Annotated in this window: 25 protein-coding genes and 1 tRNA gene; 10 read left to right on the forward strand and 16 right to left on the reverse strand. The window is 55.9% G+C overall.

What is annotated here, in order from left to right; genetic code table 11:
* Positions 1-15: 15 nt before the first annotated feature.
* The 3 genes from VF639_RS23585 (at position 16) to VF639_RS23595 (ending at position 2,193) form a co-directional block, all read left to right on the forward strand.
* Positions 16-492 carry a Rieske (2Fe-2S) protein gene (locus tag VF639_RS23585; protein WP_331148418.1) on the forward strand — a complete coding sequence of 159 codons (477 nt, stop codon included), beginning with the start codon at positions 16-18 and terminating at the stop codon, positions 490-492.
* Between the two features lie 96 nt (positions 493-588).
* Positions 589-665, forward strand: a tRNA-Asn gene (locus tag VF639_RS23590).
* A gap of 163 nt (positions 666-828) precedes the next feature.
* A complete protein-coding gene (locus VF639_RS23595) occupies positions 829-2,193 on the forward strand; it encodes a site-specific integrase (protein WP_331148419.1) in 1,365 nt (454 codons plus the stop codon).
* A 38-nt stretch (positions 2,194-2,231) separates the two neighbouring features.
* Here VF639_RS23595 and VF639_RS23600 read toward each other — a convergent pair whose 3' ends face one another.
* The 3 genes from VF639_RS23600 to VF639_RS23610 all read right to left on the reverse strand — a co-directional run bounded on the left by VF639_RS23600 (position 2,232) and on the right by VF639_RS23610 (position 4,945).
* Entirely contained in the window at positions 2,232-2,465 is a 234-nt protein-coding gene (locus VF639_RS23600) for a hypothetical protein (RefSeq protein WP_331148420.1), read from the reverse strand.
* A 24-nt stretch (positions 2,466-2,489) separates the two neighbouring features.
* The gene (locus tag VF639_RS23605) at positions 2,490-4,457 is read right to left on the reverse strand and encodes a hypothetical protein (RefSeq protein WP_331148421.1); all 1,968 of its coding nucleotides are present in this window, start codon (positions 4,455-4,457) and stop codon (positions 2,490-2,492) included.
* 293 nt (positions 4,458-4,750) lie between these two features.
* Positions 4,751-4,945 carry a hypothetical protein gene (locus VF639_RS23610; protein ID WP_331148422.1) on the reverse strand — a complete coding sequence of 65 codons (195 nt, stop codon included), beginning with the start codon at positions 4,943-4,945 and terminating at the stop codon, positions 4,751-4,753.
* Positions 4,946-5,074: 129 nt separating this feature from the next.
* On the opposite strand from VF639_RS23610, the gene VF639_RS23615 reads away from it, so the two are divergent.
* The 5 genes from VF639_RS23615 (at position 5,075) to VF639_RS23635 (ending at position 11,671) form a co-directional block, all read left to right on the forward strand.
* On the forward strand, positions 5,075-5,608 hold the full coding sequence (locus VF639_RS23615; RefSeq protein ID WP_331148423.1) for a thermonuclease family protein: 534 nt from the start codon (positions 5,075-5,077) through the stop codon (positions 5,606-5,608).
* A gap of 55 nt (positions 5,609-5,663) precedes the next feature.
* Entirely contained in the window at positions 5,664-6,410 is a 747-nt protein-coding gene (locus VF639_RS23620; RefSeq protein ID WP_331148424.1) for a hypothetical protein, read from the forward strand.
* A gap of 89 nt (positions 6,411-6,499) precedes the next feature.
* Entirely contained in the window at positions 6,500-7,147 is a 648-nt protein-coding gene (locus VF639_RS23625) for a hypothetical protein (RefSeq protein WP_331148425.1), read from the forward strand.
* 116 nt (positions 7,148-7,263) lie between these two features.
* Positions 7,264-8,391 (forward strand): PDDEXK nuclease domain-containing protein, encoded by a 1,128-nt coding sequence (locus VF639_RS23630; RefSeq protein WP_331148426.1) that lies wholly within the window; start codon positions 7,264-7,266, stop codon positions 8,389-8,391.
* A 100-nt stretch (positions 8,392-8,491) separates the two neighbouring features.
* Complete coding sequence (locus VF639_RS23635; RefSeq protein WP_331148427.1) at positions 8,492-11,671, forward strand: DEAD/DEAH box helicase; 3,180 nt, start codon at positions 8,492-8,494, stop codon at positions 11,669-11,671.
* A 134-nt stretch (positions 11,672-11,805) separates the two neighbouring features.
* Here the strand turns inward: VF639_RS23635 and VF639_RS23640 are convergent, their stop codons facing one another.
* The 12 genes from VF639_RS23640 to VF639_RS23695 all read right to left on the reverse strand — a co-directional run bounded on the left by VF639_RS23640 (position 11,806) and on the right by VF639_RS23695 (position 18,212).
* Positions 11,806-13,023: a DUF3037 domain-containing protein gene (locus VF639_RS23640; RefSeq protein WP_331148428.1), complete on the reverse strand. Its 1,218-nt coding sequence runs from the start codon at positions 13,021-13,023 to the stop codon at positions 11,806-11,808.
* Positions 13,020-13,814, reverse strand: coding sequence for a HipA family kinase (locus VF639_RS23645; protein WP_331148429.1), 795 nt, complete (start codon positions 13,812-13,814; stop codon positions 13,020-13,022). The genes VF639_RS23640 and VF639_RS23645 overlap by 4 nt, the downstream gene beginning before the upstream one ends.
* A gap of 131 nt (positions 13,815-13,945) precedes the next feature.
* A complete protein-coding gene (locus VF639_RS23650; protein WP_331148430.1) occupies positions 13,946-14,587 on the reverse strand; it encodes a PD-(D/E)XK nuclease-like domain-containing protein in 642 nt (213 codons plus the stop codon).
* Positions 14,588-14,608: 21 nt separating this feature from the next.
* Positions 14,609-14,854, reverse strand: a complete 246-nt coding sequence (locus VF639_RS23655; protein ID WP_331148431.1) for a hypothetical protein — start codon at positions 14,852-14,854, stop codon at positions 14,609-14,611.
* A 61-nt stretch (positions 14,855-14,915) separates the two neighbouring features.
* A complete protein-coding gene (locus tag VF639_RS23660) occupies positions 14,916-15,638 on the reverse strand; it encodes a hypothetical protein (protein ID WP_331148432.1) in 723 nt (240 codons plus the stop codon).
* Between the two features lie 66 nt (positions 15,639-15,704).
* A complete protein-coding gene (locus tag VF639_RS23665; RefSeq protein ID WP_331148433.1) occupies positions 15,705-15,884 on the reverse strand; it encodes a hypothetical protein in 180 nt (59 codons plus the stop codon).
* A 45-nt stretch (positions 15,885-15,929) separates the two neighbouring features.
* Positions 15,930-16,262, reverse strand: coding sequence for a hypothetical protein (locus tag VF639_RS23670; RefSeq protein WP_331148434.1), 333 nt, complete (start codon positions 16,260-16,262; stop codon positions 15,930-15,932).
* A 55-nt stretch (positions 16,263-16,317) separates the two neighbouring features.
* The gene (locus tag VF639_RS23675; protein ID WP_331148435.1) at positions 16,318-16,512 is read right to left on the reverse strand and encodes a hypothetical protein; all 195 of its coding nucleotides are present in this window, start codon (positions 16,510-16,512) and stop codon (positions 16,318-16,320) included.
* 48 nt (positions 16,513-16,560) lie between these two features.
* Complete coding sequence (locus VF639_RS23680) at positions 16,561-16,938, reverse strand: hypothetical protein (RefSeq protein ID WP_331148436.1); 378 nt, start codon at positions 16,936-16,938, stop codon at positions 16,561-16,563.
* Entirely contained in the window at positions 16,931-17,254 is a 324-nt protein-coding gene (locus tag VF639_RS23685) for a hypothetical protein (protein ID WP_331148437.1), read from the reverse strand. The genes VF639_RS23680 and VF639_RS23685 overlap by 8 nt, the downstream gene beginning before the upstream one ends.
* Before the next feature lie 589 nt (positions 17,255-17,843).
* Entirely contained in the window at positions 17,844-18,038 is a 195-nt protein-coding gene (locus VF639_RS23690) for a hypothetical protein (RefSeq protein WP_331148438.1), read from the reverse strand.
* A 12-nt stretch (positions 18,039-18,050) separates the two neighbouring features.
* Positions 18,051-18,212 (reverse strand): hypothetical protein, encoded by a 162-nt coding sequence (locus VF639_RS23695; protein WP_331148439.1) that lies wholly within the window; start codon positions 18,210-18,212, stop codon positions 18,051-18,053.
* 97 nt (positions 18,213-18,309) lie between these two features.
* Between VF639_RS23695 and VF639_RS23700 the strand changes: the two genes are divergently transcribed.
* Both VF639_RS23700 and VF639_RS23705 read left to right on the forward strand, forming a co-directional pair.
* Entirely contained in the window at positions 18,310-18,582 is a 273-nt protein-coding gene (locus VF639_RS23700; protein ID WP_331148440.1) for a hypothetical protein, read from the forward strand.
* A complete protein-coding gene (locus tag VF639_RS23705; RefSeq protein WP_331148441.1) occupies positions 18,566-19,048 on the forward strand; it encodes a M15 family metallopeptidase in 483 nt (160 codons plus the stop codon). The genes VF639_RS23700 and VF639_RS23705 overlap by 17 nt, the downstream gene beginning before the upstream one ends.
* A 10-nt stretch (positions 19,049-19,058) precedes the next feature.
* On the opposite strand, the gene VF639_RS23710 is transcribed toward VF639_RS23705, so the two are convergent.
* On the reverse strand, positions 19,059-21,332 hold the full coding sequence (locus VF639_RS23710; protein WP_331148442.1) for a KAP family P-loop NTPase fold protein: 2,274 nt from the start codon (positions 21,330-21,332) through the stop codon (positions 19,059-19,061).
* Positions 21,333-21,385 lie beyond the last annotated feature (53 nt).

Below are 21,385 nucleotides of genomic sequence, written 5' to 3' on the forward strand. Positions count from 1 at the left end.
TTTGCTTTGAAGCGAATGACTGACCTACCTTCCATCTATTCGCGGCTACGCTCCCTTGTAAGCACTTGGCGTGCCCTGGCTATGGTGAGCTTACTAGGCAGTCAACTACTGGTCGCCTGCGGCTCCGATACCACCCGTGTCGAGCCGCAGATACCAATAGTCACCTTTTCGGAGAGCCTTAACATCACCAATCAGCAGTACACGGCCTTGCGGGCCGATAACGGCGCGGTTTATCATACCGGAGGAGTTCGTGGTTTGATTATCGTACGGCAGAATGCCAGCACTTACTTCGCTTTCGAGCGTAATTGCCCTTACCGCGTCACCGATACCTGTGCCCGCGTCAGCATCGACCTCTCTCGCTTGTTTCTGAAGGATGCTTGCTGCGGCTCCCAGTTCGATTTGCAAGGCCGCGTGCAAGGCGGGCCGGCCACTCGCGCCCTCCGACAGTACAACACTTCGATATCAGGAAACCTACTGAGTATCACCAATTAGGCTCTTTATTGAAATATTTTCTAGAGGAATGCTTGCACAACCTTTTGCTTTGCCCTAATATTGCACCCGCAACGGCCACTAAAAGCCGCCATAACCGCTTCCTTAGCTCAGCCGGTTAGAGCATCTGACTGTTAATCAGAGGGTCCCTGGTTCGAGCCCAGGAGGGAGCGCCACTACCTAGAATGCCCGTCCTTATCGGCGGGCATTCTTCGTTTTCAAGCTATTTAGGGCATAATTGCAGTTTGCATCTTCGAGTATCTCCGATTAACTTTGGCTAAGACCGGGACATAAACCGGGACACGTACCGGGACAGGACCTGGGATAAAGGCCAAACAGATGCTGACTCCTACCCTTTATAAGCGCACCATCAGCATACAGTTTTACCTTCGGCTTGCCGCCCGAAACAAGCACGGGTACTGTCCGGTGCGCATGACATTGCGGTGGCACGGCCAGGAACTGCAGATGGATGCCGGGGTTCTGGTGCTACCGGAGCGGCCCGGCCCGAACGGTTTAGGAGTCGAGGTGCTATGGGACACCAAAGCGCAGCGGGCGTTGGATGGGCGGAGGCTCACGGCGAAGGAAATGGGCACCGTTCCTACGCACCCTGGTACAGCTACTAACATCAACGCGCACCTGATGTCGCGCAGGAAAACGGTTGAGGATACCTTCTACCGGTTGTTTGACAATGGAAGTCCGGGGAGAATACCCAAGGCTGCGCTGGCGGCAGAGTTGGTGCCTGATAAAGAGAAGCCCGAGCTAAAGGCCGCGCCCGTGGTTAGCCTCACCTTCCGGCAGGTGCTAGAGGAATGGAAAGCGGAAAACCGCAACCTGGCCAAGGACTCGCTACGCAAGTACGACCAGTTGGCTACGATGATGGAAAGCTGGCGGCCGGAGCTGCGGCCGGACCAGGTGACGCAGAGAGTAGCGAAGGAGTATCAGCAGCACTTGCTGGACCTGCAGAAGTCAGACGCGACTATCAAAGTGCATTTTGGAGGTATCCGCAAATGCCTGGAGCAACTGGGGCTGCAGGCGGACATGGCGTGGCTGCAATACTCAGCCAAGAACGCGCCGCAGTTGGATTTGGAGATTGAGGAGGTACGCAAGCTCATCCGGTGGCGGCCTACTTCGGAGCACTTGGCCGAAGAGCGGGACCGGTGGCTGTTTCAACTGTTCAGCGGGCGGCGGTACGAAGACCTGGAAAAGTTCGACAAGCGTGAACGAATCACACTGACGCTGCCCGATGGTAGCCAAGTGCCCGCGCTACTCCATGCGCAGGGAAAAACGGGCAATGATGCGGCTGTACCACTGCCACCTATTGCCCTGAAAATCGGTGAGCGTTGGGGCTGGCAGTTTCCGGCCCGCAACTGGCAGCAGCGCGGTGACTGGATCAAGGAAATAGCGCAGGGTGCAGGCCTCAACCGGGAATGGGACGACCGGCTGATTACGGGTGGCAAAGTGGTTCACAACTGGCGGCCCATCTGGCAAGTAATCAGCACCCACACGGCGCGGCACACAGCAGGCACGCTGCTAAAGCAGGTGAGCAACGGAAACAAGGCTTTGGCTAAGCTTGTGCTCGGGCACGCCGATGAGGACGTGACGGACCGGTATGCCAAGGACAAAGCGCGGCTGCTGGCCCCGGCCGTGCTAGATGCCTGGCAGAAAATCTTAGGTAAGTGGTATGACAGAGAACCTACTTTGTAAGTAGAATATAAAATTAGCTCGACGTTTCTGATCAAGGGTTAGCGGCACTGGCTACAAGGCCTCGGTTTTATAACATCATCTTTTTTACCCTTGCAGTTGCAAACTTCCAAGTCAGCTACTGTCATTGTACCATCAGGAGCGTGAACAGACATCGAGATTTTAAAATCCTTTAGTGAGTCAATAGCGGCAAGGTTACCTTTTCGCAAGGTAGAAAGGGCAGCGGTTAAAGCCTTTTTCAGGTGTACTTCGAGTAGCTGTTGGTCTGTTGTCATGAGAGGATGTAAGTAGAGGTTAGTTTAGTTCGCAATAGACACTTGGTCGGGAGGTATTGGCTTGGGCGTAAAGGCTCGCGGTGTGACTCCAAAAACGTCTGTTATGCCATTGAGAAGAGTTGTTAAGCTCATGTCTAATGAAAGACCAACAAAAGGCCAAGCGCGTAGATTACGCCCTGTATAAGTCATAGTAGCAGGATCCTGCTTGTATTGAAAATACCACACCCCACCGGCTGTTATGCGAGCAGCATTTCCTAAGCGGAAGCCTGCGCCAGTGAGTAAAGTCCCCTTGCCTTTGAAATAACTTCTGATTGAATCCTGAGTGAGATTATAGGTTTGCTTAGGCCCATTGTCAATTTGAACCAGCGTCCATCCAATGGATAATGACAGATAATGTGATATGCGATGAGGATACGACCGAAAGTAGTTTTCTCTGTTTATCGGGTGTAGATTAACGTTAAAGCCTAGATATGGCAGAAACGAGTATGGATTATTGCGGCCCTCCTTTGTAAAACGGGTTGTAACCAGACCAAAATCCGGTGCAATGCTTAGTTTATTACGAGTTTCAAAACCTACAACATTGGTGTTTCCCGAAATTATCTGAAGTGAGGAAGAAGCTAAGCCTGCAATACTGATACCCAAAGCCTGGCGGAATTTCGCTGTGTTTTCGAGTTGAGGCTGCACAGTTCTCAGGTTCGTTCTGAGGTTCTGCAGATCCTTGACAGCTGGATTTAAAACTGCTGAATCTGTTGGGAATGAATTTGCCATAGCCGCCAGTTCATCCAGAGCAACAATAGTTGCTTTGAGGTTGGTGAGGCGAGCTTCATATTGACGGGCCTGGGTTTGCTTGCACTGGTCGCAGTCAATTGATTCCAAGCCTTTCAACAGCCGTTCGTAAGCCCCTTTGTCTAGAATACGGAGCTTCATCAAGCGCTTGGTCACTTTAGCTGGTGCCGACGCATAAGAAAGCTTAAGTCCGGAATCAAATTCTGGGGACTCCTGAATAAGCAGAGAATTTAACCGCTTATATGCATGTGTTGCAGATGCGACAGGACCGAATCGCAAAGTAAGCGTGTCAATCTTGTTCTTCAATAAGGTCTCAGCAGCTTCCAGTTCAGTGTAGCGGTCCACTAACTTCGTTTCTTGATATTTATACCAAACTGCTAAACTGTTCTTGAAGCGAATAGTATCATTCTTATGATCAGCAGTTGGAGAGAAGCTTGAACTTAATTCACTAGGAACAAAATATATGTTAAACCCTACTGCCTTCTTGTTTATATCAATAAGTTGAGCGTATGTCTTTCTAACCTCTTTCAACTCTTTATTTGCGGTGGCAGTATCTGGTGCGGTGCGGTAGCGGCGGTACTGATCGAAAAGTGCCCACACCTCACTGCTTACATCTCCTGACCACAGAAAAGCATAGGACTTACCAGGTGACAAATAATAATTGTCACCTGCTTCGTCTTTAGTGTGTTTTGCTGACGAGTCTGCCTTGCCAGCTATGATTTTCGCTTTGATGGCTTCAGGACTGGTTGCACCTTTTTCCTTTTCAACCTGCTGCCAATCAGAGTGAGCCTGCCGACGAGCTTTTTCAGCGCGAAAAACATTAAGTTTTCTAGATAAATAAACTGTGCCATAATTGATAGTGAGGTAGCGCACTTTACCTACAGGCTCAACCTTATATCCATCTACTGGAATAGGATGAAAGCCAAAGTCTCCACTGGCTAGACGACGTTCAAGCGTTTCTATCAGGCCAGCGCGATTGATCAATTCAATCTGGGTAACTCCCGCAACTGATTGCGACTTAATTGGAATTTTAAGGATGAATGGCTCATCAAACGGAATGCTCTGATTAGGCAGCCTTGTAACAGAGTCCACCTCAATGACCTTTACTTGTGCGAGGCTCGGCAAGCTACAACTTAAACCAAGCAGGACTGCAAGCGCATAAATACCTTTTAGAAACGGCAGGTGCGATGGTAAAATGTTTTTCACAGGGCCTTCGGCGAGTAATAGAAAAACAAGCTGCTCCAGCCTCTTGCTTTAGGAGTGGCTTAGTATAGGTAAAAGTAGGACTGCTTAATCTAAGCCGCGTCAGTGCTATCACTGATATGCGAGTGTATCTAGGATGCCTTCAGCCTCGGTTGAGAGCGGTGATTACTTCAGCCCTTAGGAGGCTCGTATAGGCGCGGGCGAGTTTGCACAACTAGTCGCCCTGTGAGACTATGGCTGCCCGAGACATAGACGTTCATACTTCAGCTATACTTGAAGGTGGGGGATGCAATGCTCTAGCTACGCTTCAGGGCCTCGGCTACTTCGGCTTCGGGCAGGCCGGTGTAGTGGCAGAATTCTGAGATGGAGACATAGGTGCGGGCGGGCTTATCCAAGCTGGCGCGGATGCGCTGAAGCAGGCGCTTGCCGGCGTCGTAGCCGGTACCGGTGAGTTGAGCGGCTTCCTTGGGGTAGATGCAGACCTGGGGCATTGTGGGGCTGATGAGGGCGTTTGAGACAGGCAAAGATACAACGGAGCGGACTTTCTACATAGGTTTATTCCTATGATATACAGCAAGTTACGTTTGGTTGCACTTGGTTTCCTGGCTTCTTCTTCTCTTTTGAGCGACTGTGCACCAGTGCTCGGTAGTGAAGGACCAGATAGCGGCGATGCCCGGCAGACCAAGCCGGCAACAGAAGCGGGGCGGCTGGTGCGGGTCGTGGATGGGGACACCTACGATGTACTGACCGGCGGCGTGGTAGTGCGCATGCGCCTGCTAGGCGTGGATGCCCCGGAACGGGACCAGCCGTTCGGGGTGCAGGCAACCGATTCGGTAACGCGGCTGCTGCCGGTGGGAAGCCCGGTCAGGCTGACGCGGGTAGGGCTGGATCTGTATGGCCGGACGCTGGGTACGGTGCGGCTGCCTGTGGCAGGCCATTATCTGGCTCTGGATTCACTGCTAGTCGTGCGGGGCTGGGGCTGGGCAGCAGCGGCCAACCGTAAACCAGTAATTCGCGCCGCTCAGCAGGCGGTGGCGGAACAGAGCCGGCGCGGGCTTTGGAAATGCGGGCTGACTAACGCGGTGTCGCCGAAGCTGTGGCGGTCTTTCAATGCCAGCACGAAGCGGCGCCTGCGGGGCAGCTGCACTTGGTAGCCGCTCCCTCCTACTTACTTTTTTCTCTTTCTCTCACTTCTACCTTTTCCTGACAATGGCACAACAATCCGGTATTCTGGGTATCCGCGGCACCGTGGGTGGCCTGGTTTTCGCCAAAGACGGCAGCATACGGCAAAAGCCCGCTTCCAACAAAGCTTCTTTTAACAGTTCGGCCAGCATGGCTCGTACGCGGGAAAACGCGTCGGAATTTGCGGAGGCGGCCTCGTCGGGCAAGCTGCTGCGTGATGCGTTGCGCGCCACGATTCAGACGGCCAGCGACAGCAAGATGGTGTCGCGCCTGACGCAGAAAATGCGCGAAATCATCGGCTTCGACGAGGACAACGACCGGGGCGGGCGCATGGTGCTGAAGGACAATATTGCCGGCCTGCTAGGCTTCAACTTCAACGTTGGGGCCGGCATCAGCCAGTCCTTGTTCTTCGGCTACGCGGTCAGCCACGCCAATGCGGACGTGACGCTGAACATTAGTGGCATTAACCCGCAGACTGATATTACGGCTCCGCAGGGTGCTACGCACTATGAGGTTGTGTTCGGAGCGGCGGCGTTGAACTTCGAAGCCAAAACTTATACCTCGGGGGCGGTGGCTGCGCCACTGGGCGTGCAGGCACTGGCAGGTCCGGTGGTGGCCGCGCAGGCTGTGACAGCTACACTGTCGGCAGCCCCTACGGTGGAGGAAACGGTAATTGCGGTGCTGGGCATCAATTTCTACCAGCAGCTTAACGGCAAGTACTACCCGCTCAATAACAACGGGTCCAACCCTTTGGCTATTGGGTATGTGGCCTAGCCCTAAGGCATAGCGAAGAAACGGCTGGCTGGTAACGGCCGGCCGTTTTTCATGCTGCTCCTCCTTCACTTCTACCTTCCTTTTTCACTATGGCCAAGGCCACACTCTACCAGAAACAATACAGCCGCCGGATGCGGCGGGCTATTATGCTGCGCAAGAAAGCCGATAGCAAAGCCCGCCTGTACGCCCAACGCCTGCTCACCGCGCTGCAGGATGCCAGCCTAGCGGCCCGAGTAATGAATCAGCTGAATCAGACCTACAACGTAGACGTGTCTACGAAGACGCTGCTCACGGCCGAACTGACGCGTAATCTTGATTTGAGCTTGTTGAGTAACGCCTTGGCCGGCTCTACGCCGGGCGAAGAGCTGGTGCTCTTCAACTTGGTACCTGATAATGGTGTCGGGAGCGAGCTGGCAAGCAACTGGCTGCTGGATGGGCTGCCGGAACCCTTAACGCCGGTTGATGGTGGTTCGGGGCCCGCCGTTACGCCTCCGCTGGCTGTCACTAAGCTAAAGGCGCAGCTCAATGTGCTGGGTAGTTATACAGTGGTCGTATCGGCTACTTCGCCGATGGGCCGATATCATTTAACGAATGATTTGGCGCCCTACGCCTACGATTTCGAGAACGGCCACGAAATGAGCTTTACGCTGGATGATGCGAAGCAAGGACAGACCGTGACGTTCACGTTTACAGACGCAGCGGGCAACCAAGTAGTACAAGCACTAACTATGGCGTAAGCCAGCCTACGCTATCAGCATCGGTAAAGCCGGCTCCTACCTTGCAGGGGCCGGCTTTTTGCGTCTGACCGGAATTGATAGGGACGGTCATAGAAAGGCACTGTATCTTGGCCCGCATGGCAGAATCAACGCTTTTAGGGCTGGCGGAGCGCATCGGCATCGTGCATGAGCAGACGCAGCAGGCAGCGGCACAGCAAGTAAACTACTGGCTCACAGTGCGCAACTGGGTTGTCGGCTGGTACATTGCCGAGTATGAGCAGCACGGCTCGGACCGGGCCGCGTATGGTGAGCGGTTGATGCCGGAGCTGGCGCGCCGCTTGCAGCAGGTGCGAGGGCTGTCGGTACAGCGCCTGTATCAATGCCGGGATTTCTATCAGCAGTACCCGGCAATTCTCCAGGCAGTGTCTGGAGAATTGCAACAACTTGGCTTACTTGACATTACCTCCCTTACCGCAACAGCATTGTCAGCTAAGAGTGAGCCTGACAGCCTCCTGTTAGGCATTGCCCCAAGAATGCTGCTGAGCCGGCTAAGCTTTTCGCACTTCATTGAATTACTCTTGCTGGATACGCCCTTGCAGCGGGCTTTTTACGAGGTGCAGGCAGTGCAGAACAGCTGGTCGGTGCGGGAGTTGAAGCGGGCGATTGATTCGGCATTATATGAGCGGACGGGCCTGTCGACGGATAAGGCGGCCGTGTTAGCGGGTCACGCCGGGAGGCAGCCGCTGGCCGTGGCTGACGTGGTGAAGAACCCCTACGTGCTGGAATTCCTGGGTCTGGAAGAACGAGCCAGCTACAGTGAAAACGACCTGGAAGCGGCTATTATCGGGCACTTGCAGACGTTTCTGGTGGAGCTGGGCCGTGGCTTCTGCTTCGAGGCCCGGCAGAAGCGCATCACCTTCGACAACGAGCACTACTTTATTGACTTGATTTTCTATCACCGCATTCTGAAGTGCCACGTGCTGGTGGACCTGAAGATCGGGGCGTTCAGCCACGCCGATGCGGGGCAGATGAACGTGTACCTGAACTACTACCGCGAAAACGAGATGAGCGAAGGCGACAACCCGCCGGTAGGCCTGATTCTGTGCGCGCAGAGGAACGAGACGCTGGTGCGCTACGCCACAACGGGTATGGCTGAGCAGCTGTTTGTGAGCAAGTACCGGGTGAATCTGCCGAGCGAGGCGGAGTTGCAGCAACTGATTCGGGAGGAGCAGGATAGGCTAGGGTATGACACGCATAATGGGTAGAGGCTGGTACTTATTGGGTTTGGATATAGATTGAAAAGTATTCCATATTGCTTATCGGTGCGCTATTGCGTGCTTTTACAATCCCAATAGCGCTATTTACTTGGAATCGGGCCATTACGAAACGCTGATTACGCAGCAGCTGCGGAGCCAATTAGCCACTTTAGAAACCGCAGTGTATGCCGTAGCGGAGCGGAAATTAAAGGCAGATGATGCGGCAATGTTCATCACCCGATACCTGGCGCAACTGCTGAGCCGCGTGCTGGGGCAGTTAGCTAAAAATGAAGACGTGACGCAGCAGCTCACGCTAGCCAACGAGGTAATTGCCTACTTACAAGAACGTTCCAACGTGCTAGCCACCGGCAGTAGTCTGGCACCGGAAGGCCAACTCTTGCGGGCGGTACTGCCGCGGTTGCAATTGCCCTTGACGGCACAAACCGATTTGGACAAGCACCTGGATGGGATGGAGCCAGCTTTGCGTTTTTCGCAAAGCGACTTATTCAGCGGGGGCAACTCGGAGCTTTCGTTGGAAGCCGAGTTGAAGAAAGAAATTGCGACAGCCGACCGGATCGACTTTATCGTGAGCTTCGTGAAGTGGAGCGGCCTGCGGTTGCTGCTGCCGTCGTTGCAAGCTTTTGCGGAGCAAGGCAAGCCGTTGCGCCTGCTCACCACTACGTACATGGGCGCCACCGATCAAAAGGCGGTGGATGCCTTAGCCGCACTGCCAGGGGCTCAGCTGCGTATTAGCTACAACACCGCGCATGAGCGCCTGCACGCCAAAGCGTATTTGTTTAGCCGCAACTCAGGATTTGACACTGCTTACATCGGGTCGAGCAACATGAGTCGTTCGGCGCTGACGAGTGGATTAGAGTGGAACGTGAAGGTGACGGCACAAGATAACGTAGCCATTCTGAGCAAGTTCCGGGGGACCTTTGAAACGTACTGGAACTCTCCGGAATTTGAGCTGTACGCCAGCCTGCCCGAGCAACGACAGAAGCTAGCGCTGGCACTGCGGCACGAAACGAGTGGAACGGAGCCTGAAATACTACCCAACTTTCGGCTACGGCCCTTTCCGTATCAGCAGGAGATTTTAGACCGGTTAGCCGTTGAACGGAGTCTACGGGGTTACTTTCGGAACTTGGTGGTGGCCGCGACGGGTACCGGAAAAACGGTGGTGTCGGCCTTTGACTATGCGCGTTTTGCCACTAGCCTAACGGGCCTGCCACGGCTGCTGTTCGTTGCGCATCGAGAAGAAATCCTGCGGCAGGCCCGTGCCACATTCCGGCATATTTTAGGGGAGGCCAATTTCGGAGAGTTGTGGGTAGGTGACGAGCAGCCGCTGCACTATGAGCATCTGTTTGTCTCGGTTCAAACCTTTGCCTCACAGTTGGCATTTTTCGAGCAAACTATACCGCGAGACTATTACCAGTATTTGGTAATTGATGAGGTGCACCACCTAGCCGCAGCCTCTTACCGGCCTATTCTGGCTTGGTTCCAGCCTACTATTTTGTTGGGGTTGACGGCAACGCCCGAACGGGCCGACGGGGAGAGTATTTTGCCCGATTTCGACAACACTATTGCCGCCGAAATTCGCTTACCGGAAGCCATAGCGCGGGGGCTACTGGTACCCTTTCAATACTTCTGCATCACGGATCCAGTGGATTATCGCCATGTGCGGTGGACCAATGGGCGGTATTCGGCGGAGGATTTAACCAACGAGTACACGGGCAACGATGTACGAGTAAGTGCGATTATAGGCGCTTTGCACCGTTATTTGCTGGCTCCCCACCAAGCACGGGCCCTAAGTTTCTGTGCCAGCCGCGAACATGCGCGCGTGATGGCGGAGAAATTTCAGCAGGCGGGGTTGCGAGCCGCGTACCTGGCGAGTGGTACAACCACGGCGGAGCAACGGCGGGCCGCCGTGGCCCAATTAAAACGGGGCGAACTGAACTACTTGTTTGTCGTCGACCTGTTCAATGAAGGCGTCGATATTCCTGAAGTAGATACGTTGCTGTTTTTGCGGCCAACCGAAAGCTTGACCGTGTTTTTGCAACAGTTGGGCCGCGGGCTGCGGCTGCACGACAGCAAAGAATGCTTGACCGTGCTGGATTTTGTGGGCCAGGCCCGGCAGGAGTATAGCTACGAGCAACGATTCCGAGCCTTGGTGGGTCGTACCGGGGTATCGGTGTTGAGCGAGGCGGAGGACGGCTTTCCGCGCTTGCCCGCCGGGTGCAGCATTCAGATGGAGCGCGAGGCCATGAAGTTTATCCTGGCAAATATCCGGGCGGCTACGGGCGAAAACGTGCGGGTTTTGGAACGCCGGCTGCGGGGTTTTGGGCTAGAAAGCAGCCTGCCGCTTACGCTCTCTACCTTTCTGGACCACACGCATTTTTCACTAGTTGATATTTATCGTTCGCGCGGCGACCGGGGCTGGACAGCCCTTAAAGTACGGGCGGGGGTGCTCACCCCGCCAGACCTGACTGAGCAAGAAAGAGTACTGGTTGGCAGTGTGTGGCGCTTGGCACAACTGAACGGACCGGCTTTCCTGGTATTTATCCGACGTGTGTTCGACCCTAACGAAGACCTGGCACAACTGCTAGGCTTGCCTTTGGCCCTAGAAATGGGGTTGATGCTACACTACATACTCTATCAGAAGTCAGGGCCGAAGCTAGGTTTCAAGAGCATGGCAGATAGTTTAGAAGCGCTGCGCACCATGCCGACCCTGAAGGCTGAGGTTTTGGAAGTCTTGACCGTATGTGAGGAGCAAATCAGCATTCCTCCGGTAGCCTTATCGCTGCTTTACCCGTGCGCCTTGCAATTACATAGCCGCTACAGCCGCGACGAAATACTATGCGCATTCGGAGTATGGACTTTCGAGCGCAACCCGCCGGTGCAAGCAGGCGTGTTCGACATACCTGCGTTGAAGACAGAGCTGCTATTTGTTACGCTCGAAAAATCTAGTCGTGACTTTTCTCCTACTACTCTTTATCAGGATTATGCCATCAGCGACACCCTATTTCATTGGGAATCGCAGAATAGCACGGCAGAAGACACTCCTAAGGGAATTAGCTACGTGCAGCACCAGGCGCAAGGCAAAACCATTCTGTTGTTCGTACGTGAACATAATCAGGATGCTGCTGGCTTAACCATGCCCTATGTATTCCTAGGCCCCGTGCAGTACCTCAGTCACAAAGGCAACCGGCCTATGGCGATTATTTGGCGATTAGAAACGCCTTTACCGGGTTTCTTGTGGCATGAGGCGGGGAAGATGGCTGTTGGTTGATTGAAAAGAAGCCTCTGCACTCACTGAAGCCTTGCGTTGCACGCGAGAGGCATCGTAGGTAGTGCGGGGGCTTTGCCGGTTAATGAGTAGCTGTTGCAGCCAGCGGTCGAAGCTTCAAGGTTCTATAAAAGCAACTAACTCAGGTTTTCGATGCGGGCGTAGGGCGCTTCCTGCAGCACTACTTGGATACCGTTGTCGCGGGATTTAGCGGTGGTGTACTTCCCACTGTGGCCGATAATTTCCCCGTTGGCCGCGACATGATTAAAGCCATACTGGCCAGCATTAAAAAAAGATTTAAAGCGATGGGGTTGACAGTTAGCCTGCACAGACCGTATACCGTTCTCGCAACTGGACATTGTGGTGTATCCCTCGCTTGATTGGATGATTTCGCCGTTGTGAGCACGCAGGCGATAAAAGTATTGACCCGCGCTATAGAGTATTTGAAAGCTAGACTGACTCTGCTCACCGGCCGCGTACACACCAACCGGGTCAGCTTGATAGTGCTGGCGCAGGTAGTGAGCGGTATCATGCGCGTATTCCTCAAGCCGGCGGCCTTCGGTAATGATTTGCTTGGGAGCGGGGGTAGTGTCCAAAATATTCACGGCCTGGTCGAAAGCAGTAAACAGCTTGCGGTCGGTAGGCTGTGCCAGCAGCAAATCAAAGCGGTAGTTTTCGGCGGTAGCCACCGGGGCCAGCAAATGCAGCCAGCCGTGGGTGTATACAGCTTTGCGGTTGATTTCATCGGCATCAGCCAGGTCGAAGCTGACGGGTTTGATGAAATTTTCGGTGCCGTTCTGCCAAGCGTAATCAAATCGTATGGCAGTGGCGGCGGCCTGTACTTCCACGTTGCGGCGTAGCAACTGAAACACACCCGCGTCGTGGGCTTCCAGGTTGCGACGGAAGTTGCTAATCAGAAAAGAGTCCCGCTTGTGTTGGCCGGCCCGGGGTGCGGGCTGGGTCTCAGCGAAATACAGTTCGTAGTATTCGTCGGCCACCTGTTGCGGGTCATCGTCGGGATGGGCCACAGCTTTGGTCAGGTTTCCGAACCGGAGTACGGTGGCATCTGTCGGCACCAACTCCCGGGTGATGAAGGAAGTGTAGTGCTCCGGCGTAAGGGTGCCGGCCAACTCGGTATTGGCACGGGCCACGCGCTTGCCAAAACTAGTGAGATAGGAAAGCAGCTGGCGTTCGGAAAACGATTGGTACAGGTGGCGCAAGCGCTTGAAGCGGACCGGATACCGAAATTCCAGCCGCCCTTGCTTCGGAAAACAGAGCAGGATGCCCACGTTCACTTCCTCCCCGAGAAAGGGGGAATGCACGTACTTGAGCAGGTTGAAATAAATCGTATTCACGAGATGGTATGGCGCAGCAGGGTCTCAAATTGTCCGGCGTTGGCCTTTTGGTGGCAAAGGTACTGGATTAACAAATCGAAGTCAGGCAAAGAACAATTCAACTCCGAAAGTTGCTGGTGATACGGCAGCAAGGAGTGGGGGTTGAAGCCACGCAGGTATTCTGTAAAGGTGCCGAAAGCCGAGCTGTTGGCAATTGGACCGCGGGCTTTAAGGTAGGAGTAGAACAAGTGACGCTGGTATAGATGTTCCCAACGGGCATCCAATAAGTTGCTAAATGCCTGTTTAATGCCAGAAAAAGCAAGTTCGTGGTCAATCAGAATGGCTTCCTGATCGGGCATCAGCAGATTGGGCTTGTCCGGGCGACGGTCAACATTAAGAATGAGGTTATCGAAGCCGTAAATGGTTTCCATTTCGTAGGCCTCGAGCTTCTTCAGTGGCAGGGAGCGGGAGTATGCATAGGGGCTTTCTACCAGCCGGCAGCCAAACAGTAAGCCGGGCGCGACTTCGGCCAGTTGCCGTTGCTGAGGTTCATTGAGGGTGGCGCGAAAGGCCGGGGAGAATTCAATCAGGGCCGGTTCTGGATGGGGCAAGTCAAACATCTCCGCCAACACGGAGCCAAAGACTTCTGCAGCCAGATGAGGATGTTGGTCGAGATGAGATGCTTTAAACAGCTTAACAACGAAAGGCTGGAGCTTACCACGTGTTCCTTCACGCACGTAGACCGCCCACGGTCGGGTACCGCCGCCGGGCATGAGGCCATTGAAGGAGACAGCGGAATAAATAGGAAGCAAACGCAGCAGGCAGGAAGATGGACCAGCAAGGTCGCAATAAATCCATCAACCAAATAGTCAGCAACTGTGATGCTAACTATTTGATTCACCCCTTCGTCAGCACGTCCAAGCTAGTGAACAAGCAAACGAGTTTATGGGAGAAGCTGAGCTGCATAGCGGCGAAGCAATGCCGTGTACTTCTTGCGGCCCTGCTCGATGAAGCCGGGCGCGGCGGTGGCGTCGAAGAGCCAAACTGCGTGCGGGGCCTTCTTTTGTACACCAATAATCAGGAAGCGAGTGGCATTCAGGGCGTCGAGGTATAGGGCGGCCTGGCGGTCGTAGTCGTACTGCACGGCGCTGGTCAGAAAGTGTGGCAGGTCGGGGCAGCTAGTAGTTTTGAAGTCGATGAGGGTGGTGCGGCGGCCGGCGGGGCTTACCACTACCAGGTCAGGGCGAATCTTGACCTGCACGCCTGTAGCAGTGTGCGTGGCCGTGTGGGTCAGTTCGGCGGTGCCGCGGTAGAGCACATCACGGCAGTAGCGGTGGCGGCGTACCCGGCGGGCCAGCTGCTCCAACTGCTGCCAGGGGCATTTTTCCTGAGTGCGGGCGTAGGTGGCAGGTTCGAGGGTGGCGGCGTGGAAGTGGGAGCCGAAAGCCAGGGCCTGGGGGTTGGGCCGGCGCAGCTGGCCGAGCAGCCGCGCCTTCAGCTCTGAGAGGTCGGTATTGGAGACGTGAGGCAGGGCGCGGTGCTGCTCCTGGGTGAGGCCGGGGTATGAGGTGAGGTTGTGAAACATTGCAGTGTTTGAAGATGAGTGTTAGCGAATGAGAGCTAAGCGGGCGGGGCCGCCGGCACGATGCAGCCAGATGTGGGCGCTGCCGCAGCCGACTAGGTAAGCAGGCTCGGAGAAAAGCTGACGCACGGCCGGGGCTAGGTCGCGTAGATCGGGCAGTGGGTCAGTGGCAGCCAGCAACTCAGTGAGCTGCACCAGCAAGGCGGCCTCGGCTTCATCGTGGGGCTGCTGCTCAATGAGTAGCTGGGGCGGGTCAATAATGGTATCCATGAAATCAGGATTTAAGAAGTAGGCAGGTGGCCCCCACGGCGGGCACCGTGAGGGCCAGGTACTAGGCAGCCTGGGGCAGTGCGCCGGGCTCGGCGGCTGCCGGCTCCGGCTCTTGGTGCCCCTCCCCGACGGGCACGGTGTAGCCATGCTGGATGCGCATATCGGCCGCGCCGGTGTAGGTTTCGGCGCGCCAGATGGGAAAGTCGCGGGCGAAGTCGCGGCGGGCGGCTACCTCGGCCGGGTCGGCGGCTTCGTAGCTGAACTGAGCTATGTAGTAGGTGGCCGTCTTGCCTTCTTTGGTGGTCTGCTTCTTCTCGGCCGTCACCTTTACGGCCACATCAGCTAGGGTCAGGTCGTCGTAAAACAGCGGCTCAATGAGGCGGTACAGGTTTTCGACGCTGTACCCGTGGAAGAGCACGGCGCAAATGGCGCCCTTGTCATCGGCAAAAAACAACTCGGCCCACAGCTTACGGCCCATGTTCAGAATATCATCCTGGAAGATGCGCCAGGCCAGCGGAATGAAGCGGAGCGAGTTGCCAAGCGGCGTAGTACCGCCGATGTTGAACTGCCCGGCTTTGGCATCAAAGCGGATCTGGCGCGGGTGGCCGGGCAGGTAGCGGAAGCGCGGCACATGTGCCAGCTCGCCGGTGGCCTCGTCCAGCTTTTCTATCATGTATGCCGGGCTGGTGATGGCCAGGGCAGTGGTGGGAGTATCAGCTGTACCCCCGGTGGTGCTGGGCTGGCTGGCTGCTTCTTTGGGTTGAGCTTTTACTTTGGTTGACATGAGGTAAGAAAGTTGAATAATGAAAAAGCGGGGCCTGTTAGCGGCCGGTCCCTGCGCCGTTGTGGGCTACTGGTCTTCGTGAATGTTCTGGAAGTGGCGACAGTCACGGATGATGTCGCGGATGGCTCCGGCACGGGTGGGACTGTCACTGTTGGCGGTGGTCTTGCTGAAGGGCTGGCGGGCCTGCCAGACGTAGCCGCCGGCGGGCCAGGGGCGGATGTAGGCGCGAAACGTGGGAGCTTTCATAGAAGCGGCGGAATGCGGGGCCGGTAATGGCCGGCCCCTGGGTGATTACCGGAATTGCTGATCGTGGCACAGGATGGCGCGGCCCACGATGCTATCCACGCCGCGGGCAGTCGGCTCGTGCTGGTACCAGAGATAGGTAGCCAGCAGATTGAGGTAGCACGGGTTGCGGAACTTGCGCAAAAGCTTGATGCGCTTTACATCGTCGATTATCAAAATCAACTCGTCGGTAAGGCGCACCACGTCCACCGTGTGGCAGTCGAGCAACTCGTATAACTCGGCCAGCTTGAAGCTGCGGCCGTTACCGGGGCTGACGGGCCGGGGCTCGGCGCTGTGTGGGTCGAGCAAATGGGGCTGATAGGTAGTAGCGGCTACTGGCATGATAGAGCATTTTAGAGGGCCGCCCGCTGGGGCGGCCCGTGGTGAATAGATTGGGTTAGCAGCCTTCGACCTCGAACATCATCTGCTCATACTCACCATCCTCCCACCCTTCCTGCTCCTGCTCGTGGTGGTAGTATGCGTGACGCTCCCACTCCCGCTGCTGCTCGTAATAGTAAGCCTGGGCTTCATCAGCGGCTTTCCCGTCGCCGATGAGGCCGTATAGCTCGGCCTCTGTTGGTTCGTGGCTCATAAAAAAGGTGCTTGGTGACCCGCACCGATATTGGCGCGGGCCTGATGGCTAGAAAAGCGGGTACTGTGTCCGGGCGGCCCGCAGGGTGGCACCCGCCGGGCTGGCGTGGAAAGCAGCTGCGGCTGCGGCAAATGCGGCGCGGGTTTCGCGGCAGCGGATGATGGCGGCGCGAAGCTGGGCGAAGCGGTCCGGCTGGGGGCGGCAGTCGTCGCGCAGCGCATACCTGGCGGCGCGGGCGTCGAAGTAGGCCGCATGAGCGCGGGCCAGAGCGACGGTAGCGGATACAGGGGCCAGTGCAACCAGAGCCGGTACGGACCGGGGTGGGCACTGTGCTTCCAGAGATGCAATGGGGGCCTGTAAGGCGGCTGGCCAGTCAGCAGCCGCGCCCACAACGGGCGCGGCTGGAACAGCAGCAACGCTAGGCATGAGCCGGGACGCCTGCAAACTCATCCTCGGCCTTCATTACCTCCCACACAGCCCCGAAAGCATAGCCGGGGTATGCGGCGCGCATGGAGCGGAAAGCCTCGCGTAGCGCATGAAACGGGCACTTGCCGGTGCCTTTGAAGTCTGGCCGGGGCTGTCCTTCGGTGGGCTGCTCAGCTAGCTTGAGGCTGATATACCAGGAGGTGCCGCCCTGGTCATAAGTGGCGGCAGACTGTGATACCCAAATGCCGGCAAACGGGCAGAGGGCGGGGCCTTTCCAGGCAGCGGCAGCGAGCTGCAAAAGTTGGTTGGGTTGCATGGCTGTAGATGTTAGCCGTAGGGTGCCCCGCGCCGTAGGCCTCCGGGTAGGGCGGGCAGCCGGGCCTTTCCCGACTTGCTACCTAAAGATACAAACATAATGTTTGTAAATCAAACATTATGCAACCAAATATTAGCCTGTGTTAGAATACTTTTTAATGTTTTGTACAGGAAAAAAGTACAAATACAAGAAGGTCAAACTCGACTACGCGCGGCCGACCTAACGAGAACTTTAAATGCCTATTAGCTGGGGTTTGGGGGCGGCGAGCCCCCAATGGACACTCGGCGAAGCCGGCCTTATGAGGGAGTAGCGGCCGACCAGCGGAAGGCTGCGGACCCCGAGGCAGATGACCGGGCTTTTTCAGCCTGGGCATGACAGCGGGGGTTTGGGGTACTCCCCAATGAAACTCTCCGCGAAGCGGGCCTTACTCTCTGGCCTGCGTGGCCTGAACGCAAGCTCTACCCGCGGGCGGCAGGCTTTTCGACCTGCGGCCTGCAACCGAATCAGGGGGTGCTGACGGGTGGCGTGGGGCCCTTTTTCGGGCCTTGCGCGGCCCAGCGGCGGTGTGGCGGGCGGGCTTCAGGGCAGTTTATTTGGTGGCTGTGGCAGCGGTTGAATCGGTGCGGTGGGGAGAGGGCCGGGACGACGTGCAGCGGCGGCCGGGGCCGGGGCGGCTGGTTTGGGGGGCCGGACGGGCGGCCTGTTCCCGTAGGGCAGGCGGCACGGCCGGCAGTGGGTGGGCGGAGTGTCGGGGCCGGGTGGGGAGGTCGCCGGGGCCTCGCATGGGAGGTGCCGATCAGCGGGAGGCGGTGACCTTGCGAATCGGCAACGGCTGGCCGTGCGGTGGGCGGAGCGTCAGGTGCAGCAGGAATGGTAGCCAAGCCGACCAGCGGGAGGCTGCCCGCAGGGCCGAAGCGAAGCGGAGTGGCGGACAGCCCGGCCCGAAGGGGCTGTCCAAAATAATACAATACACTGAGCACGCTCTCTGTGAATCTTGTTGCAATTTACTACGTATGTTTGTTATTAATTATAACACTGTAACATAAACAAACGCCATGTTTAGCAGCACGAAAGCCGGGCACCTTGCACACATCTTTGCAACTTCCTTCCTCGGACAGGTAGCCGGCAATGAGTTGGTGCCGCCTGACCCCGACAAGATCGAGCAATATGGGCACCTCGTTATTCAGGCGCTGGTAGCCATCGTCACCATCTGGGCGACAGTGCGCAAGGCGCTGCAGAAATCGGAGGTAGTGGTTAAGATTCCGGCCTCGGGTCCGGCGGAAACGGCGCCCGCTGCGCCTGCCTCCGGCCGTGTCGACGCTGAGTAAAAGGCCGGCTGTCCGGTCGGCAGCGCCGGTGAGGCAGCGGTCGGCGCCGCAGCTGAGCGGGATTCAGTTACGCATTCAGGATGCGCGGCTGGCGCAGGCAGTGCCAAGCCTGGGCGCGGCGTACGCGCAGGCCCTGGCCCGGTGGCTGGGCGACCCGGTGCTGCGGCTGGCGGGGCGGCCGATTATTACGGAGTGCTACCGGTCGCCGGAGCGGCAGGAGGAGCTGTATAAGCAGGGGCGCAGCAAGCCGGGGCCGATTGTGACCTATAAGCGCGGGGGCGAGTCGAAGCATAACAAGCTGCCTACGCCGGCGCTGGACGTGGCATTTATCTTACCTGATGGGGAAGTGTCGTGGTCGGGGCTGCTGCTGAGCAAGTTTGCGCGGCTGATGAAAGCGGCCGACGCACGGGTACGCTGGGGCGGCGACTGGCCGGGGTTTAGAGACCGGCCGCATTTTGAGGTCTAGATCAATAGGGTCAATCTTCTTCTACGACTTCGGCTGACGGTGTAGCGTCACGTTTCTCGTATAAGTAGATAAACTGACGCAATCTGTTCTCCGGTGTTGGCGGCTGGCTGTCGCGCTCGTTTCCTGGATACTCTTCTATTGCTTCGGGGCCTAAAACCTGGCGCGCAATTTCGTGAAGCTCTGGCCCCAAGGACCGAGCCAGCATGTCTACTGTATCAGCATTTATACTGGCACGAAACATCGGCCCTTGGTTGACTGAAACATGAGGCGAACAAGCTTCAAGCAACTCATATATTTCCTTGGGCTCACTTCGCAAGAAAGGCATTACATAGTCAACCAAGGGCTGCTGGTTAGGAGCCAATTGCCAAACCCTGTGCATCAACCTGCAGCTTGCTTCGGGGTATATTTTATAGAGTGGTTGGTCACCAGCCTCTACCAAAGCTCGTCGTAGCAATGCGGCCGAAAGCTCGACTTCTATGCTTTCCCATTCGGCCTGTGTAAATAATTTATCCTCTTCATCGGGGTAACCTTCCCGCAGCCTTTTTAACACTGATTGGCTATGGTCGCCCAAGATGTCAACCAATTCTTCAGCAAGAGCAAATACGCCTTGGTGCTCGACCAATTGCTTTACTCTGTTAAGCCTTTCGGCGGCTGGCAGTTTACTCAGAACCTGAAGCAAAAGCCAACTAGCCTGCGTGGCCTCACTGCGACTGAAGAAGAGCCCTGCCCGGGCTGTATTCAGTTTGGGGCTTACAGATAATATCATCTCCCACACAGCCTCAGCTTGGTCAGTTTCCAAGGTCGGGGTGCGAAAGCTAATCTTCTGTAGGAAAGTGCCCATGTCCAAGCGGGCTATCAGAAGCGGTGCAGACTGACTTTGCTCGGATCCTGACAGTTGCAGGAAGGCTGTTATCTCTTCGTCAGGTACATCGCCTAGCAAAACGGTATATGCGAAATAGCGACCGAAGTGCGTGGAGGCCGCAATGTGCTGGTTACGAGTTAACTCATCAGGGGTAAGACGGGAAGTGTTGCCAAAGAACATGTGTCCTTTGTCTAGTAGCTTGGCTACACGAGGGAAGAGGGCACGCAACATATTTTCGGCGGCCTTCCGCTCGTCGGCTAACTTGTAATGGTCAAGGCCAATGTTAAGCACCGCCTTTTCTTCTGCGGTATGGTCCTGTTGAGGATAAATAATCCGCGAACTGTCCCGGGTACTGCCAGTAAGGTGCCCCTCGTGGGTGGCGACAAAACTGTATAGGTCCGGGTAGAATACATTCATTGCCTCCACAAGAATAAAGTCAACCGTATTTACTTCACCCAACACCAAAGGAAGACTGAAAGACAACGAATTGGCATAGCGTACAGCCAAACGGGGAGTTGTGAGCCGCGGGAGTATTGCTGACCGCAGAGCGTTGCCTAAACGCTGTGCCTCGGCGTCGGGCAAGGTTAGTCCTGCATTGGTTAAAACCTCGTCCACTCGTTCAAAGCAGAATTTGAGGAGGGCGTCCGGGCGGGCACGGGGTAGACGCAATGGCACCTGGATTATCTTTTCCAGAAAATTCAAGCCTGCCTGCAGGGGACGGTCACCGGCTACGTCCTCTGCGCCCGACTCAAATACTTCACCCATAGCCCTTGCGACCATGACATCATCGAATGCCAAGAGGTAAGCAGTGTGCTTGAAATCAGCAGTAAGTTTGACCAAGCGGAAAACAGTCTGAATCTGCGTTTTTTCCAGCCGGTCAATATCATCGATAATGACAACTACGCGCTTTCCTGACTTCACAAGTAGGTCCTCCAGGCGGCTCCGCAACTTGTCAACGTCAGGCAGCAGCTTACTGGACAGTTCGCCCACAGACTTGCCAACGTCAGCGGTAACCGGACCAGCCCCGAATGATGGAATCAGTGGAGCTATGTAAGAAGTAAGAATCTTGGCTGCCTTTTCCTTGGTGTTGTATAGCTGTTGGTCAATGGTCTTAGCCAACTCGCCAAAGAAGTTGACCAACAGCTGAGATTCATCAGGAAAGCGCCAGGGATTGAAGTTGAAAACCGCTACCTCGCCTGAAGCTTCCTTCAGCGAATGGCGAATGAAGTTAAGAACGGTGCTCTTGCCCTCCCCCCACTTCCCATACAGGCCTACTACAATGCTGTCTGGATTGGTGCGCGAAACGAGCGTTTGAGCAATGCGCTTCGCAAAGTCTGCCCGCTGAAAATTATCGTGGGTAGGTTCGGAAAGAGGGCGGTCAGTGGCGCGGGCAGCGTGGTCGAATGTTGGGGTAGTAGGCATAGATGGCATAGCGTAGCACGAATCTAATCCGATAAACAACGACCTATACAAAC

Source organism: Hymenobacter sp. (genome assembly GCF_036387835.1).
GTDB lineage: Bacteria > Bacteroidota > Bacteroidia > Cytophagales > Hymenobacteraceae > Hymenobacter.

Bases quoted from the DNA above. Each gene is read 5' to 3' on its own strand.
- VF639_RS23610 (WP_331148422.1), bottom strand. From the start codon at position 4,945: ATGCCCCAGGTCTGCATCTACCCCAAGGAAGCCGCTCAACTCACCGGT.
- VF639_RS23595 (WP_331148419.1), top strand. From the start codon at position 829: ATGCTGACTCCTACCCTTTATAAGCGCACCATCAGCATACAGTTTTAC.
- VF639_RS23670 (WP_331148434.1), bottom strand. From the start codon at position 16,262: ATGCCAGTAGCCGCTACTACCTATCAGCCCCATTTGCTCGACCCACAC.
- VF639_RS23710 (WP_331148442.1), bottom strand. From the start codon at position 21,332: ATGCCTACTACCCCAACATTCGACCACGCTGCCCGCGCCACTGACCGC.
- VF639_RS23660 (WP_331148432.1), bottom strand. From the start codon at position 15,638: ATGTCAACCAAAGTAAAAGCTCAACCCAAAGAAGCAGCCAGCCAGCCC.
- VF639_RS23655 (WP_331148431.1), bottom strand. From the start codon at position 14,854: ATGGATACCATTATTGACCCGCCCCAGCTACTCATTGAGCAGCAGCCC.
- VF639_RS23630 (WP_331148426.1), top strand. From the start codon at position 7,264: ATGGCAGAATCAACGCTTTTAGGGCTGGCGGAGCGCATCGGCATCGTG.
- VF639_RS23600 (WP_331148420.1), bottom strand. From the start codon at position 2,465: ATGACAACAGACCAACAGCTACTCGAAGTACACCTGAAAAAGGCTTTA.
- VF639_RS23585 (WP_331148418.1), top strand. From the start codon at position 16: ATGACTGACCTACCTTCCATCTATTCGCGGCTACGCTCCCTTGTAAGC.
- VF639_RS23675 (WP_331148435.1), bottom strand. From the start codon at position 16,512: ATGAGCCACGAACCAACAGAGGCCGAGCTATACGGCCTCATCGGCGAC.
- VF639_RS23690 (WP_331148438.1), bottom strand. From the start codon at position 18,038: ATGCGAGGCCCCGGCGACCTCCCCACCCGGCCCCGACACTCCGCCCAC.
- VF639_RS23665 (WP_331148433.1), bottom strand. From the start codon at position 15,884: ATGAAAGCTCCCACGTTTCGCGCCTACATCCGCCCCTGGCCCGCCGGC.
- VF639_RS23680 (WP_331148436.1), bottom strand. From the start codon at position 16,938: ATGCCTAGCGTTGCTGCTGTTCCAGCCGCGCCCGTTGTGGGCGCGGCT.
- VF639_RS23700 (WP_331148440.1), top strand. From the start codon at position 18,310: ATGTTTAGCAGCACGAAAGCCGGGCACCTTGCACACATCTTTGCAACT.
- VF639_RS23620 (WP_331148424.1), top strand. From the start codon at position 5,664: ATGGCACAACAATCCGGTATTCTGGGTATCCGCGGCACCGTGGGTGGC.
- VF639_RS23625 (WP_331148425.1), top strand. From the start codon at position 6,500: ATGGCCAAGGCCACACTCTACCAGAAACAATACAGCCGCCGGATGCGG.
- VF639_RS23650 (WP_331148430.1), bottom strand. From the start codon at position 14,587: ATGTTTCACAACCTCACCTCATACCCCGGCCTCACCCAGGAGCAGCAC.
- VF639_RS23685 (WP_331148437.1), bottom strand. From the start codon at position 17,254: ATGCAACCCAACCAACTTTTGCAGCTCGCTGCCGCTGCCTGGAAAGGC.